At 68.9% G+C, this 14,320-nt stretch carries 11 protein-coding genes and 1 pseudogene; 1 reads left to right on the top strand and 11 read right to left on the bottom strand.

Features of this window, described 5'->3' with window-relative positions; all coding sequences use genetic code 11:
• Positions 1–5: 5 nt before the first annotated feature.
• The 11 genes and pseudogenes from mtaB to uvrC form a co-directional block, all read right to left on the bottom strand.
• Positions 6–1,415, bottom strand: a complete 1,410-nt coding sequence (gene mtaB, locus IPG61_01060; protein MBK6732691.1) for a tRNA (N(6)-L-threonylcarbamoyladenosine(37)-C(2))-methylthiotransferase MtaB — start codon at positions 1,413–1,415, stop codon at positions 6–8.
• A 127-nt stretch (positions 1,416–1,542) separates the two neighbouring features.
• Positions 1,543–3,498 (bottom strand): 30S ribosomal protein S1, encoded by a 1,956-nt coding sequence (locus tag IPG61_01055; GenBank protein ID MBK6732690.1) that lies wholly within the window; start codon positions 3,496–3,498, stop codon positions 1,543–1,545.
• A gap of 108 nt (positions 3,499–3,606) precedes the next feature.
• Positions 3,607–5,085, bottom strand: a complete 1,479-nt coding sequence (locus IPG61_01050; GenBank protein ID MBK6732689.1) for a (d)CMP kinase — start codon at positions 5,083–5,085, stop codon at positions 3,607–3,609.
• Between the two features lie 2 nt (positions 5,086–5,087).
• Positions 5,088–5,924, bottom strand: coding sequence for a 3-deoxy-7-phosphoheptulonate synthase (gene aroF / locus IPG61_01045; GenBank protein MBK6732688.1), 837 nt, complete (start codon positions 5,922–5,924; stop codon positions 5,088–5,090).
• Positions 5,924–7,027: a histidinol-phosphate transaminase gene (locus tag IPG61_01040; protein MBK6732687.1), complete on the bottom strand. Its 1,104-nt coding sequence runs from the start codon at positions 7,025–7,027 to the stop codon at positions 5,924–5,926. Before IPG61_01040 ends, aroF begins: the two co-directional genes overlap by 1 nt.
• 47 nt (positions 7,028–7,074) lie before the next feature.
• The gene (locus IPG61_01035) at positions 7,075–7,896 is read right to left on the bottom strand and encodes an rRNA pseudouridine synthase (protein MBK6732686.1); all 822 of its coding nucleotides are present in this window, start codon (positions 7,894–7,896) and stop codon (positions 7,075–7,077) included.
• A complete protein-coding gene (gene scpB, locus IPG61_01030) occupies positions 7,859–8,620 on the bottom strand; it encodes an SMC-Scp complex subunit ScpB (GenBank protein MBK6732685.1) in 762 nt (253 codons plus the stop codon). The genes IPG61_01035 and scpB overlap by 38 nt, the downstream gene beginning before the upstream one ends.
• 833 nt (positions 8,621–9,453) lie before the next feature.
• Positions 9,454–9,927 (bottom strand): annotated as a pseudogene (locus IPG61_01025) (segregation/condensation protein A).
• Between the two features lie 51 nt (positions 9,928–9,978).
• On the bottom strand, positions 9,979–10,935 hold the full coding sequence (trpS, locus tag IPG61_01020) for a tryptophan--tRNA ligase (protein ID MBK6732684.1): 957 nt from the start codon (positions 10,933–10,935) through the stop codon (positions 9,979–9,981).
• 175 nt (positions 10,936–11,110) lie between these two features.
• On the bottom strand, positions 11,111–12,031 hold the full coding sequence (locus tag IPG61_01015; GenBank protein MBK6732683.1) for a site-specific tyrosine recombinase XerD: 921 nt from the start codon (positions 12,029–12,031) through the stop codon (positions 11,111–11,113).
• Entirely contained in the window at positions 12,028–13,854 is a 1,827-nt protein-coding gene (gene uvrC, locus IPG61_01010) for an excinuclease ABC subunit UvrC (protein MBK6732682.1), read from the bottom strand. Before uvrC ends, IPG61_01015 begins: the two co-directional genes overlap by 4 nt.
• A 170-nt stretch (positions 13,855–14,024) precedes the next feature.
• Here uvrC and rpsT point away from each other — a divergent pair, with 170 nt between their 5' ends.
• Positions 14,025–14,282, top strand: coding sequence for a 30S ribosomal protein S20 (gene rpsT, locus IPG61_01005; GenBank protein ID MBK6732681.1), 258 nt, complete (start codon positions 14,025–14,027; stop codon positions 14,280–14,282).
• Positions 14,283–14,320 lie beyond the last annotated feature (38 nt).

Below are 14,320 nucleotides of genomic sequence, written 5' to 3'. Positions count from 1 at the left end.
TATCCTCAAACGGCACGGGCGTAGAGCCGGCCGTCCTGTTCGAGTTCGATGCGCACGTTGACCGGCGCCCCCGGGTGAAGGCCGTCGCCGTCCACCATCGGGATCATCACCGTTTCGTAGTTGTCGGTCGTGGCCTGGTGGCAGCCGGGCACCTCGCTGCCGTTCTCGACGATGGCCTCGCAGGCGCGGCCGAGCAGCAGCCTGCGGAACCGTGCGCGCTTGGCGCCGGACAGTTCGCGAAGGGCCGCGGCGCGCTCCGAGACCACCGGTCCGGGCACGGCGCCGGCAAGGCCGGCCGCCACGGTGCCGGGACGCGCCGAATAGCGGAACACATGCACATAGCTGAACGGCTGGTCCTCGACGAGGCGCAGCGTGTCGGCGAACTCGGCGTCGGTCTCTCCCGGGAAGCCGACGATGAAATCGGCGCCGATCCCCCAATGGTCGCCGAGGGACGCCGCGGCCGCCACTGCCCGCCGCGCACCTTCACCGCGGTAGGGGCGCTTCATGCGGCGCAGGACGCTGTCCGAGCCGCTCTGCAGGGAAAGGTGGAGATGCGGCCGCAACCTGGGCTCCGTCGCGCAGAGTTCGAGCAGCGCCGGGCCCACCTCGTTCGGATGGATGCTGCTCAGGCGCAGCCGCATGTCGGGCAACTCGGCGAGGCAGCGGCGCACCAGGTCGGGCAGGCGCCCCTCGCCCGTGTCGCGGCCCCAGCCGCCCAGGTGGACGCCGGTCAGCACCGCCTCGCGGTAGCCGGCGCGGGCCAGGCGCTCGAGCTGCGCGACGACGTCGGCCGTGCTTCGCGAGCGGCCGGGTCCGCGGGCCTGCCAGATGGCGCAGTAGGTGCAGCGAAGGTTGCAGCCGTCCTGCACCTTCACGAAGGCGCGGCTGCGCCCCGGGAACGCGTCCACGAGCGGGGCGTAGAACTTCGTTTGGGCCGCGAACGGCGCCACCTGCACGCGCGGGCCCGCTTCACCCAGTGCCGCCGGCAGCCAGGCGGCGACGTCGTCCTTGGTGGCGTTGCCGACAACGGCGTCGATCTCGGGCAGGCGCGCCAGCGCTTCCGGCTGCGTCTGGGCGTAGCAGCCCGCCACCACCACGCGGCAGCCGGGGTGACGCTGCTTGGCCTGGCGGGCCAGGCGACGGCATTCGTGTTCGGCCTTGGCCGTCACCGTGCAGCTGTTCAGGATGTAGAGGTCGGCCGGCTCGTCCCAGGGCACCACGCGCATCGGCGTCAGCTCGCCGAGGCGCAGCCGCAGGCTCTCGGTGTCGTACTGGTTCAGGCGGCAGCCGAGGGTGTGGAAGGCGACGCGCAGGGTCCGGTCGGCATCGCGGACGACGGCCGGAGCGGCGGACGGCAGCGGCGCGGACAGCGACCGCGGGAGCGTCATCTGCAGCTGCTGCAGCGGTGCGTCCATGCCGTCCTTCGCGCCGGGCGGCGGTGCCCGGTCAAAAGCAAGGAGGGGCGGGGCCTGAACCCCGCCCCTCCGGCGGGCGACCGGTGCTTCCGGCCGCTGATTGGCAGAGGCTGACGCCCCGGCCGGCCTACTGGCCGGGAGCCGGGTAGTCGACCTCGTCGGCATAGTCGTCGTCGACCGCGGACTTCTCCGGCAGCTCGCCGGCCGCCGCCAGGGCCGCCTCGGCCTGGACAACGTCCTCGAGCCGCGGGTGCGCCGCGACGAACGCCTCGACGGCGTCGTTGCCGTCCTCCTTCAGGCGCTCGGCGATCGACAGCACGATCCGCCGGTTCTCGACGTCCATCTTGATGACCTTCAGCTCGCAGGCCTCTCCCTCGCGGAAGTAGTACTGCGGCTTGTCCAGCTTCGGGATGCCCAGGTGGCCCAGGGGCACGAAGCCTTCCAGGTCGTTGCCCATCTCGATGATGGCGCCGTGATCGAGCATGCGGCTGACGGTTCCGCTCACGTCGTGGCCAACCGGGAAGCGGTCGGCCAGGTCGGGCCACGGATTGTCCTGCAGCTGCTTGATGCCCAGGCTGATGCGACGCTTCGAGGTGTCGATGTCCAGGATCTGCACCTTCACCGAGTCGCCGCGCTTGAGCAGCTCCTTCGGGTGACGCACGCGCCGCGTCCAGCTCATGTCCGAGATGTGGACCAGGCCGTCGATGCCTTCCTCGACCTCGACGAAGGCGCCGAAATCGGTCAGGTTGCGGACCTTGCCCTCGATGGCCGAGCCGACCGGGTAACGCTCGATCAGGGTCAGCCAGGGGTCGCTCTCGCACTGCTTGAGGCCCAGGCTGATCTTCTCGTTCGCCTTGTCGGTCTTCAGCACCATCACGTCGACCTCGTCGCCGATCGAGACGACCTTCGACGGGTGCTTGATGTGGCGCGTCCAGCTCATCTCACTGATGTGGATGAGGCCCTCGACGCCCTTCTCCAGCTCGACGAACGCGCCGTAGTTGGTGATGCTCACCACGCGGCCGCGCACGATGGCCTGCTCCGGGTACCGGTCTTCCACGTGATCCCACGGGTAGGACTGGAGCTGCTTGAGGCCGAGGCTGATGCGCTCGCGCTCCTGCTCGAAGTCCAGGACCTTGACCTCGATCTCCTGGCCGATGGCCACGACTTCGCTGGGGTGGTTGACACGGCCCCAGCTGAGGTCGGTGATGTGCAGCAGGCCGTCGATGCCGCCGAGGTCGACGAACGCACCGAAGTCGGTGATGTTCTTGACGACGCCCTTGCGGACCTGGCCCTTCTGCAGCTCGGAGATCAGGTTCTTCTTCTTCGACTCGCGCTCCTGCTCGAGAACGATACGGCGGCTGACCACCACGTTCCGGCGGCGCTTGTTCTTCTTGATGATCCGGCACTGGATCTCTTCGCCGATCATGTCCTCCAGGTTCGGCACCTGGCGCAGGGCCACCTGGCTGCCCGGCAGGAACGTGTCGACACCCCACAGCTTCACCACGAGGCCGCCCTTGATGCGGCGGTCCACAAGGCCGGTGACGACTTCGCCGGCTTCGTGCGCGACCTTGATCTTGTCCCAGACCTTGAGGAAGTCAGCGCGTTCCTTCGAGAGGACGACCAGGCCGTCCAGGTTCTCGAGCTTCTCCAGGAACACATCGAACGTGTCGTTCACGTTGATGATCGCCGAGCCGAATTCCTCGCGGTTGATGACGCCTTCGCTCTTGAAGCCGATGTTCATCAGGACTTCGTTCTCGCGGACCTCGATGACGGTACCCTTGAGGATCTGGCCCTCCTGGATGTCCGTCAGGGTCTCTTCATAGCTGTTGATCAGCGCGAGCATCTCGGCGCCGGACAGTTCGTCGAACTTACCGTCGTCGCCATGGTAGTCCAGATTGACGATCGAGCCGGAGGTGTACTCCGTGCTGAGCTTGGGCGCTGAGGGCGTGCGGAACTCGTCGCCGCCGCCGCTGTCGTCCTGGTCGTCGTCGTGATTCAGGCTCCCCTTGCCGCGCGGGCGGTAAGAAGAATGGCCCGCCGACCGACGGGGCCCGTCGGAATCGGAAGCGGGGTTGAAAGACATGAACGGTTGCCTCCTGGTGACAGATGAACGCACCGGACCGAGTGGCCCGGCGAGTCGCCAAATATATTCCAAGCGGTCGGTTAAGGCAAGTCCGGGAAGGCCGGAGGCTCACTGGCGGAAAACACGGGCCTGACGCGCCGCAAACTGGCGCAACTGCTTTTCGGCCAACGTCTTCTCGAATTCGGTGACCGGATGCTGGTGGTAGCTGCGCGCCTGGAGTTCCCCCCACGCGGCCCGGCACAACTGTCCGATGCGCTCGGAGACCACGCGCCTGTCCATCTCGAGCAGCAGGTCATCCACGGCGTGCCAGCGGAGCATGGGGCCGTACCAGATCTCCAGCGGCGAGTCGAGCGAGCCCCCGCAACGGCGGCCGTAACCTCCGCGCAGGAAGATGGGCGTAACCGGGGCGCGCGACTCCTGGACGAGGATCCCGAGCCCGCTGCGCACCAGCCCGGGATGCCCGATCGCCTGCCGCGTTCCTTCCGGGAAGATCAGCAGGTTGGCGCCGCGCTTCAGTCCGGCCGTGGCCTCGCTGAAGGCGTTCCGGTCGTACCCCTTGCGTCGGATCGGGATCGAGTCCAGCCAGCGAAGGAAACGACCCATCGGCCACGACGGCCGGAAGAGCTCAGCCTTGGCCAGGGAATGGACGCGCGAGCGCCGGAACGTCGCGCCCACCAGGATCGGGTCCCACAAGCTGATGTGATTCGCGGCAAGGATGCAGCCGGGCGGCGCCGGCCGTCCCGCGTTGCCGTACTCCTTCAGGCCATAGAAACGCGCGATGGTGCCCATGACGCCGTAGGCGAGCCGATATTGCGGCGGCAATTCGCGGCGCGCGCGATCGGGGTCATGGTCGATCGCCGCGTCGAGCGTCGGGTTGACCAGGCAGGCCCGCGCGCACAGTTCGTTCTGCTCTTCGAAACTGAGATCGCTGCTGTCGATCACGATGGCGTCAGGCGAGATCTGAAGCGGACTCGTAGCCCGTTCGCTGTCCTGGCGGTCGCGCGCGGCCAGTTCGGCGGCCAGGGCCACCGGGTCGACTTCCACGCCGCGCTGCCGGAACTGCAGATGCCGCCGTCGGGCGCGGGCTTCGGGGGTCGCCGTCAGGTGGATCTTGGCCGTCGCCAGCGGGAACACGACGCTGCCGATGTCGCGGCCCTCCATGACGACGCCGCCCCGGCGACCGAGCGCCTGCTGCCGCTCGACCATCAGGCGCCGCACCTCCGGATGACTGCTGACCTGCGAGACGGCGGCCTCGACTTCCGGCGTCCGGATGACCCGTGAGACATCGCCGCCGTCCCAGAGCACGGTGGTTTCCCCGCCGGATGGGCGCAGAGCGAGATCCACCGGGCCGAGCAGCGCGGCCAGCGCCGCTTCGTCGGCGGGGTCGACGCCTGCCGCCAGCGCAGCGTGCGTCAGCGCGCGGTACATGGCGCCCGTGTCGATGTAGAGCAGGCCGAAGCGCTCGGCCAGGGCGCGGGCGGTGCTGGACTTGCCCGAGCCGGCGGGGCCATCGACGGCGATCACCGCGTCGGCTGGCAGCAGGCCGGCATCGCCGGGAGGCAGGTCTTCGGGGTGGCGGAAGGCCATCGCTACAGGTCCCGGCCGATGGCGCGCGCGACGGCGCGACACGACACAGCGAGTTCGGCGAACTGCTCCGGCGTCAGGCTCTGCACCGCATCGCTGAGGGCGGCGGCCGGGTCGGGATGCATCTCGACAAGCAGGCCGTCGGCGCCCGCGGCAACGGCGGCCCGCGCCAGGGCTGCGACGAAGCGCGCCTCGCCTGCGGCGTGGCTGGGATCGACGATGACGGGGAAATGGGTCAGCTCGCGCAGGACCGCGACGGCGCCCACATCGAGCGTGTTGCGGAGCGTGGGATCGAACGTGCGGATGCCGCGCTCGCAGAAGACGATCTGCCGGCCGCCGGCGGCCAGGACATGTTCGGCGGCGTGCAGCCATTCGGCGACGGTCGTCATCATGCCGCGCTTGAGGAGCACCGGCTTGCCGCTGCGGCCGGCTTCGCGCAGCAGCGGGAAATTCTGCACGCTGCGGCTGCCGATCTGCAGCATGTCGGCCTTCTCGGCCACCAGTTCAACGTCGCGCGGATCGAGCACCTCGGTCACGAACGGCAGTCCGGTGGCCTCGCGGGCGTCAACAAGGTGCGCCAGGCCCTCGGCGCCGAGGCCCTGGAAATCGTAGGGACTCGTGCGGGGCTTCCAGGCTCCGCCGCGCAGCATGGAGCCGCCGGCTTCGCGCACGACGCGCGCCGCGCGACCAACCTGGGCATGGCCCTCGACGGCGCAGGGGCCGCCGACGAGCACCACGCGCGGGCCGCCGAAGGCCACGGCGCCCACCTGGACGATGGTCGTCGCCTGCCCCGGCTGGCGGGCGGTCAACGGGTTGGTGCCGGATAGGCGCGGGTCCGTCATCAGGACAGGATCTCCCTCAGTGCAGCGACGCAGCGGTCGTTCTCTTCGGGCAGCCCCACGCTGATGCGGAGCGCGCCCTCTCCCAGTCCGAAAGCGTGCATGGGGCGCACGATCACGCCCTTGTGCAGCAGGGCCGTGGTCAGCTGTCCCGCGTTCCCGTCGCAGCGCGCCAGGAGGAAGTTCGCCTGGCTCGGCGTGACCCGGAAGCCCAGCCCCTTCAGTTGCGCCGCGAGCCGTTCGCGCTCGCGCTCGTTGCGCAGCGCGCGCTCGGGCACCACGCGCCAGTTCTCGAGACAGGCCAGCGCCGCGGCCTGGCTCAGCGAGTTCACGTTGAACGGCTCGCGCGTCTTGTGCAGCTCGGTGACCAGGTCGGCGTGCCCGACACCATAGCCGATGCGCAGCCCGGCCAGCGAGTGGATCTTGCTGAAGGTCCGCAGGGCCACCAGGTTCGGGTACTCCTCGCGCAGGGACAACGTCTGCGGGTAGTCCGGCGCGGTGACGTATTCATAATAGGCCTCGTCAACCGCCACCACCACCCGCTTCGGCACCGCGCGCAGGAAGGACACGAACTCCTCCAGCGTGTTGTAGGTGCCGGTCGGGTTGTTCGGGTTGCAGACGATCACGAGCTTGGTGCGATCGTCGATGGCGGCGGCCATCGCCGGCAGGTCGTGCCGGTCGTCCGCCGTCAGCGGCACGGCGCGCCCGCACTCGAAATGGACCATGGTCGTCAGGGCGTAGACGATGAAGCTGTGCTCGCTGTAGACCACGTTCTCGCCGGGCGTGACCAGGGCCCGGATGAGGATGTCGATGACCTCGTTGCTGCCGTTGCCGAGGATGATCTCGCCGGGCTCGACGTCGAGATGCGCGGACAGCGCCTCGAGCAGCCGGAAGGCGGATGAATCGGGATAGCGGTTCAGGTCGCGGGCGGCACGGGCGATCGCCTCGAGAACCTCGGGCAGCGGGCCCTCCGGATTCTCGTTGCTGGCCAGCTTGATGACGGAACCGAGGCCCAGTTCGCGACGGACCTCGCAGATGGGCTTTCCTGGACTGTAGGGACGCGTCGCAATGATTCCGGGTCGGAACAGGCCCTTGAAGTCGATCATGCTTGCCTCCGGCTTCGGTTCGGCCGTCCCGTGCGTCCGCCGCCGGGTCAGCCGCCATCCCTGGCGCCCCCGCCGCGACGAGGACGCTCCCGACCCTTACCCGTTCCGAATACCGCGCCCCGCAGGGCTTCGACCTCCGCCGCCGACAGGCGCCGGAAATCGCCCGGGTGCAGGCGCCCCAGGGTGATCGGGCCCACCGCCACGCGGTGCAGCGCCGTCACGTTGAAACCCACCGCGCCGAACATCCGCCGGATCTGCCGCTTGCGACCTTCGTGCAGTTCCAGCACCCAGTGCCGCCCGTCCGGGCGGTGGCCCGGTCGCATGCGGCAGGGTCGGCAGGGCCGCCCGTCCAGCACGATCCCGCCGCCGGTCAGCTTCGGCAGCAGCGCGTCGGGCAGGACCATACTGAGTTCGACTTCGTAGGACTTCCAGACCCCGGACCGCGGTCGGCAGAGCGCCTGGTTGAGCTCGCCGTCGTCGGTCCAAAGGAGCAACCCGGAAGACGTCTGGTCAAGGCGCCCGACCGGTACGAATCGCTCGGGAAGTTCAGCCAGACGCCGCCACTCGTCGAGCGCCGGCTGGCCCGTCTGCGATTTGAGAGTGCAAACGATTCCCAATGGCTTGTGGAAGGCATAGACGCGGAAATCATCGGGCATCTGCACGAGCCGGCCATCGACCGCCACGCGGTCGGCGGCCGGATCCACGCGGCGGCCCAGGTCGGTAACGACCTCGCCGTTGATCGCCACGCGGCCGGCCACCACAAGCTCTTCCACGGCGCGGCGCGAACCGTGGCCGGCCCGCGCCAGGAAGCGGTTCAGGCGGATGCCGGGGTCAGCGGGCTTCATCGTCACCGGCATCGTCGGGGGCATCCTGCACTTCGCCGTCCGGCTCTTGATCGACGTCGGCTTCAGCCGACTCCGATTCCGGCTCCGCCCCGGCTTCCGGCTCGTCCGTTCCGTCGGGCTCCGGCGGCGTCGGTTCCTGCACGTGCGCCACGGGCGCGGCGAAGTATTCCTCCAGCTCCTCGTCCGTGACCTCGCGGCCGATGCGGCTGGCGAACTCCTTCAACTGCTCGCGATCCTCGAGCACGCCTTCGAGCGCCGGCAGGTCGGGCAACTGTCCGAGGCCCTTCAGCCCGAGGTGGTTCAGGAACTCGCGCGTTGTGCCGTAGAGGAGCGGGTTGCCCACGGTCTGCGAGCGCCCGACCACCGTGATCAGGTTGCGCTCGGTCAGCGTACTGATGGCCCCGCTGCTGTTGACGCCGCGGATCTCGTCGATCTCCAGCCGCGTGATGGGCTGGCGGTAGGCGATGATCGCGAGCACCTCGAGGCCCGCCTTGGACAGGCGCGTGAAGCTCCGCGACTTCAGCAGGTTGTCCACGAGCGGCGCATACTCGGGCCGCGTGGCGATCTGCCAGCCGCCGCCGAACTCCACCACCGTGAAGGCCAGGCCGGCCGCGGTGTAATCCTGTTCCAGTTCGGAGATGGCGCTGCGGATCTCCGCGTTCTCGCGTTCGGGGAAGATCTTCTTCAGCCTCGCAATGGTCAGCGGGCTGTCGGCGGCGAACAGCAGGGCTTCCAGTTCCCTCTTCAAGTTTCCGTCTCCCGTCAACGCTGGTCGTCGTCTTCGTCGTCGTCCGCCGGGGCGTCGTCGTCGTCATCGTCGTCGTCCCAGTCGTCCTCGTCGTCGTCGTCCCAGTCCTCGTCATCGTCTTCATCGTCATCGGGGTCGGCGACGGCGGCTTCATCGTCCTCGTCGTCCTTGTCGTCGATGGAGGCCACGACTTCGGCCTGCGACGCGGTGTCCTTGGCGTCGTCACCGTCCGGGGTGTCGTCGTCATCGACCCAATCATCGTCGTCGTCGTCATCCCACTCGACGTCGTCATCGTCATCGTCATCGTCGTCGAGGTCCTCGTCGGACCAGCCGTCCTCGTCGTCATCGTCGTCGGCAGCGCCGATGGGACGGGCGGGATCCGCGACCGGCATGGGCGCGACAGCGACAGCGGACTCTTCCAGGTCGGACCCTTCGGCGGCGGGCGCCGCGCTCTGCAGCCAGATCGGTCCCAGGGGTTCGGTTTGCACGAACACGAGACGTCCTCGTTTCACCATCTCGAGGATGGCAATGAAGGTGACCACGACTTCCATCTTGATGGTGTCGTCCGCGAACAGTTCCTCGAAACGAACAAGACTGCCGTCAACGGTGCGAGAGGCGATCAATTCGATCTTCTCGTCGACCGTAAACGGCTCACGTACGATATCGTGCACGGGCCGTTTCCGCACGCGGTCATATATGCCGGCCAGCGCGGCCAGCAGGTCGAACATCTCGATGCGCAACGCCGGCTCCACGGCCAGGTCGTTGGTGAACGGGAAGCGAAGCTGCCGGGTGTGGTACTGGCTGCGCTCGTCCTCGCGCTCCTGGAAGGCGAGTGCCGCTTCCTTGAAGCGCTTGTACTCCAGCAGGCGGCGCACAAGCTCGGCGCGCGGGTCCTCTTCGGTTTCCTCTTCCTCGTCGGCCCGCGAGGGCATCAGCATCTTCATCTTGATGACGAGCAGCGTCGCGGCCATGGCGATGAATTCGCCGGCCTGGTCGAGGCTGATCGACTGCATCACCTCGATGTGCCGGATGAACTGGTCGGTGATGCGCGCGATGGGGATGTCGTAGATGTCGACCTGGTCCTTGTCGAGCAGGAACAGGAGCAGGTCGAGCGGGCCCTGGAATCCGGTCAGCTCGATCTGGTAGGCGGCGCTGGAACGGAAATAATCCAGCTCCGGCGGCAGCGCGTCGAGGTTCCAGGTCTCGGGGCTGCCCCGGCCTGCGCGCACGGGCGCCGGGGCCGGCGCCGCACCGTCTTCTTCACTGAGCACGTCGCTGTCCTGCACCGTGTCGTCTCCCCGCTCCATCGGTCCGCCGATCGTGTTCAGCCAATGCCCATGCTCAGCCGATGCGAATGCTCAGCCGATCCCCATGGCGTCGTGGACGCTCTTCATGGTCTCGCTGGCCAGCCCGCGGGCGCGCTCGCAGCCGGCGGCGATGATCTCGTCCAGGCGCGCCGGGTTCGCTTCATATTCGGCGCGGCGCTCGCGCAGGGGCGCGAAGTGCGTGATGGCGGCCTCGGCCAGCTGCTTCTTGCAGTCGACGCAGCCGCGCGCGGCGCTCCGGCATTCCTCGGCGACCTGGGGCACCGCTTCGGGCAGGAACTTCTGGTACCAGGTGTAGACGCCGCAGACCTCGGGATGCCCGGGGTCGCTGCGCCGCAGGCGCGCCGGGTCGGTGAACGCCGGCTTGATCTTCGTGCGGATCTCGTCCGGTGTCGCGGAGATCTCGATGGTGTTGCCGAGCGACTTGCTCATGCGGTTGCCGTCGGTGCCGGGGAACCGCGCGAACTTCGTCACCAGCGCCTCCGGTTCGGGGAAGGTCTCGCCGAACAGGAAGTTGAACCGGCGCGCCATCTCGCGCGTCAGTTCGAGGTGCGGCAGCTGGTCCTCGCCCACGGGCACCGCGTGCGCGCGGTAGGCCAGGATGTCGGCCGCCTGCAGCACGGGATAGCCGAGGTGCCCGAAGCTGATCTCGCCGCCGAGATTGAGGTCGCGCACCTGTTCCTTGAACGTCGGGTTCCGCTGGAGCCGTCCCATGCTGATCATCATGCTCATCAGCAGGAACAGCTCGGAGTGCTCTTTGATCGACGACTGCAGGAACAGGACGGAGCGGTCGGGGTCGAGCCCGGCGCCCAGCCAGTCGAGGAACATCTCGCGGCTGTTCGCGGTGATCTCGCCCACCTTGTCCAGCGCCGTGGTCAGCACGTGCCAGTCGGCGACCATGAAACGGCAGTCATACTCGTCCTGCAGCCGGACCCAGTTCTCCAGGGCGCCTGTGTAGTTTCCCCAATGCAGGCGGCCGGTCGGCCGCATGCCGCTGAGGATGACACGGCGGCCGGCGGGATTCAGATCGCTCAACTCTCAGCCTTTCAGCTGGTTGCATGGATGGAGCCGAAGCGGCGGGCTCCCTCGGTGGGTCGCAGTCGCGCAACAGTACCATCGGCCATGGGTCCTGTCAAAGGGGCCACCGCGTGGGCCGTACCGGGCCTCAGCGGCGGCCGGACCGCGGATGGGCCGAGCGCCAGGCCTCTGCCAGCCAGGCGCGGTCCACGTGGGTGTAGATCTCGGTGGTGGAGATGTCGGCGTGGCCCAGCAGTTCCTGCACCACGCGCAGGTCGGCCCCGCCTTCGAGCAGGTGCGTGGCGTAGCTGTGCCGCAGCGTATGCGGGGAGATCGTGGCCGGCAGGCCGGCAGCCGCGCCCGCCTTCTTGAGCAGCGACCACACCGACACGCGCGACAGCCGGCCGCCGCGCTGGTTCAGCAGCAGGGCCGGGCTCGGGCGCTTCCCTGCCAGGTGCGGCCTGCCGCCCTGCAGGTAGGCCGCGACGGCGGCCAGGGCCGGCTCGCCGACCGGCACCTGCCGCTCCTTGCTGCCCTTGCCGCGCAGCCGCACCACCGCCTCGGCCCGGTCAAGGTCGGCGACGTCGAGGCCGCAGAGTTCACTGACCCGGCAGCCGCAGCCGTAGAGCAGTTCCAGCGCTGCCCGGTCGCGCAGGCCGGGCGGCGAGGCATCGCCCCACTCCAGCAGCCGCTCGACCTGGGCCACGCCGAGCACGTCGGGCAGGTGGCGACCCCGCTTGGGCGCGATGATGGTCGCGGTGGGATCACCCTTGAGGCGGCCTTCGGCCTGCAGGAAGCGGAAGAACGAGCGCAGCGTGGACAGCAGACGTGCACGCGAGGTCGCCGCGAGGTCGTGGGAACTGGCCAGAAGAAACGCACGCAGGTTGCTGTCGCTGACAGCCTCGGGGCCGGACAACCCGGACTCGGTGGCCCAGGCGCGCAGGCGTTCAAGATCGTGTCGCTGCGCCTCGAGCGTCGCCGCCGCCAGGCCCTTCTCGACGCCGGCGTGGCCGAGGAAGTTGTCCACGGCCTCGTCCCAGCGCTTCTCGCGTTCGTCGCTGCGGCTCATGGCTCGTCCGCAGCCGGCCCGGAGCGCGCGGCGAAGAAGGCCAGCAGGGTGGCGACATCGTGGCGGTTCAGGCCGCGCACCTCCGACAACTCGGCGGCCGAGGCCGCCCGCACCTGCGCCACGGAACCGAAATGGTACAGCAGCGCGAGCTTCTTGATGCGCCCGATGCCGGGCACGAGGTCCAGTTCGCTGGCGGTCGTCTTGCGGTCGCGCAGCAGGCGGTGGTAGGTGATCGCGAAACGATGCGCCTCGTCGCGCACGCGCTGCAGCAGCTTCAACGCTTCGCTGCGACGGGACAGGCTGATGGTCCCGTTCTCCCGGTGGATCGTCTCCTCGCGCTTGGCCAGGCCGATCAGCTGTGCGCTGTGGAAGCCGTGCCTGGCCAGCACCTCGCGCGCCACGCCGAGCTGTCCGGCCCCACCGTCGACGACGATCAGGTCGGCCGGCTCGCCGCCTGTCGCGGCCAGCTTGCCGTAGTGGCGGTCGAGCACCTCGCCCATGCTGGCAAAGTCGTCGCAGCCCTCAACGGTGCGGATGCGGAAGCGCCGGTATCGGCTCTTCAGCGGTTCGCCGCCCTTGAAGTAGACCAGCGATGCCACCGTCTCGCGGCCCTGGAAGTTCGAGATGTCGAAGCACTCGATCGTGTCCGGCACGGTGTGCAGGTCGAGCGCCTCCTGCAGTTCGATGTCGGCGGGCGTCACCTTGCGCGACGGGCGCAGGTGCCGGTTCACGGCTGCCTGCCGCAGCTTGAAGGCGGCGTTCGTCCGTGCGAGGTCCACCGCCTGGTGGCGTGCCCCGCGCACCGGCACCTTGAGGGCGCAGGCGCCGTCACGCAGGCGGCGCAGCCAGAGGTTCCAGTCCTCCACGTCCTCCACGGCATGTGACAGCAGGATCTCGGCCGGGATATCGCCGGCGCGCGGATAGTACTCGCGCAGGAGCTGGGCCATGATGTCGCCGAGCCCGCGGTCCAGCCGGTCGGTCAGCAGGAAATGGTGCGTGGTCAGGATGCGGCCGCTGCGCACGCGCATCACCACGCCGGAGGCGTCCTCGCCGTCGCGGGCGATTCCGACCAGGTCGACGTCGCCGCTGACGCCCGAGACGGGGCGGCTATGGCTGATCGTGCGGTCGAGCCGCGCCACACGATCGCGCAGCCTGGCGGCCTCCTCGTAGCGCCGGTCGGTGGCCATCTGCGCCATCTGCGTGCGCAGTTCGGCGAGCACCTCGTCCTCGGCGCCGGACAGGAAGCGCACCAGCCGGCTCACCTTCTCGCGGTACGACTGCTGGTCGTCGTATCCCACGCAGGGCGCGCTGCAGCGGCCGATCTGCCAGTCCAGGCAGGCCCGGTCGACGGTCTGCTCCGGCAGCCCCAGGTGGCAGGTGCGCACCTGGAAGGCGCCGGCCGCGAACTTGAGCGTCTCGCGCATCGCGTGCACGTCGGTGAAGGGCCCGAAATAGCGGGCGCCGTCACGTTCGAGGCGGCGCACCACCTCCACGCGCGGGAAGGGCTCGTTGAGGGTCACGCGCAGGTACGGGTACGCCTTGTCGTCCGTCAGGCGGATGTTGTATTTGGGCCGATACTCCTTGATGAGCTGGTCCTCGAGGATCAGCGCATCGGCAGCGGTCTCGGTGACGATGAAGTCGAAATCGCCGATCTGGCGCACGAGGGTGCCGGTCTTGGGGTCGTGGTCGGCGCCGGCCTGGAAATAGGACCGCACGCGCTGGTTCAGGCGCGCGGCCTTGCCGACGTAGATGACCCGGCCCTGGCGGTTCTTGTGCAGGTAGACGCCGGGGGCCGCCGGGAGGGCGGCGAGTTTCTCGCGCACCTCGGCCGGGGGGCTCCGGCAGGGCCTCGGGAACGGGCTCCTGGGCAGGCTCCGGCCCACCTGGGGAGGGCGGACCGGGCGCGTCGTCGAAATCATTGTGGTCGCTTGACATCGCCGCCCCCGGTGGGTATCTTTTCCCGTCTGTGGAAACCCTGACGGAGGTCGTAAACGTGCCCCATCACAAGAGTTGTAAGAAGCGCCTGATCACGAGCCAGAAGCGCAACGAGCGCAACCGGGCCAACCGCTCGCTGATGCGGTCCAGGATCAAGGCGTTCCGCGCTGCCGGCACCGAGGAAAAGACGTCGTCGCTGTCCGAAATGTACAGCCTCGTCGACGTGCAGGCGCGCAAGGGTCTCATGCCGAAGAAGCGGGCCGCCCGGCTGAAGAGCCGCCTGGCCGCCGCCTCGCTGAAGCCCGCCACCAAGTAATCGCCCCGCAGGCAGCTCGCCTGCCTGCCGATGCGATC

It is taken from the genome of bacterium (assembly GCA_016703265.1).
In the GTDB taxonomy this organism is placed as follows: domain Bacteria; phylum Krumholzibacteriota; class Krumholzibacteriia; order LZORAL124-64-63; family LZORAL124-64-63; genus CAINDZ01.
The sequence above is the reverse complement of the archived record's forward strand: the minus strand, read 5'-3'. Positions and strand labels throughout refer to the sequence as shown.

Excerpts from the sequence above, each read along its gene's own strand:
- mtaB (MBK6732691.1), bottom strand. The coding sequence starts at position 1,415 with ATGGACGCACCGCTGCAGCAGCTGCAGATGACGCTCCCGCGGTCGCTG.
- IPG61_01055 (MBK6732690.1), bottom strand. The coding sequence starts at position 3,498 with ATGTCTTTCAACCCCGCTTCCGATTCCGACGGGCCCCGTCGGTCGGCG.
- IPG61_01050 (MBK6732689.1), bottom strand. The coding sequence starts at position 5,085 with ATGGCCTTCCGCCACCCCGAAGACCTGCCTCCCGGCGATGCCGGCCTG.
- aroF (MBK6732688.1), bottom strand. The coding sequence starts at position 5,924 with ATGACGGACCCGCGCCTATCCGGCACCAACCCGTTGACCGCCCGCCAG.
- IPG61_01040 (MBK6732687.1), bottom strand. The coding sequence starts at position 7,027 with ATGATCGACTTCAAGGGCCTGTTCCGACCCGGAATCATTGCGACGCGT.
- IPG61_01035 (MBK6732686.1), bottom strand. The coding sequence starts at position 7,896 with ATGCCCCCGACGATGCCGGTGACGATGAAGCCCGCTGACCCCGGCATC.
- trpS (MBK6732684.1), bottom strand. The coding sequence starts at position 10,935 with ATGCGGCCGACCGGCCGCCTGCATTGGGGAAACTACACAGGCGCCCTG.
- IPG61_01015 (MBK6732683.1), bottom strand. The coding sequence starts at position 12,031 with ATGAGCCGCAGCGACGAACGCGAGAAGCGCTGGGACGAGGCCGTGGAC.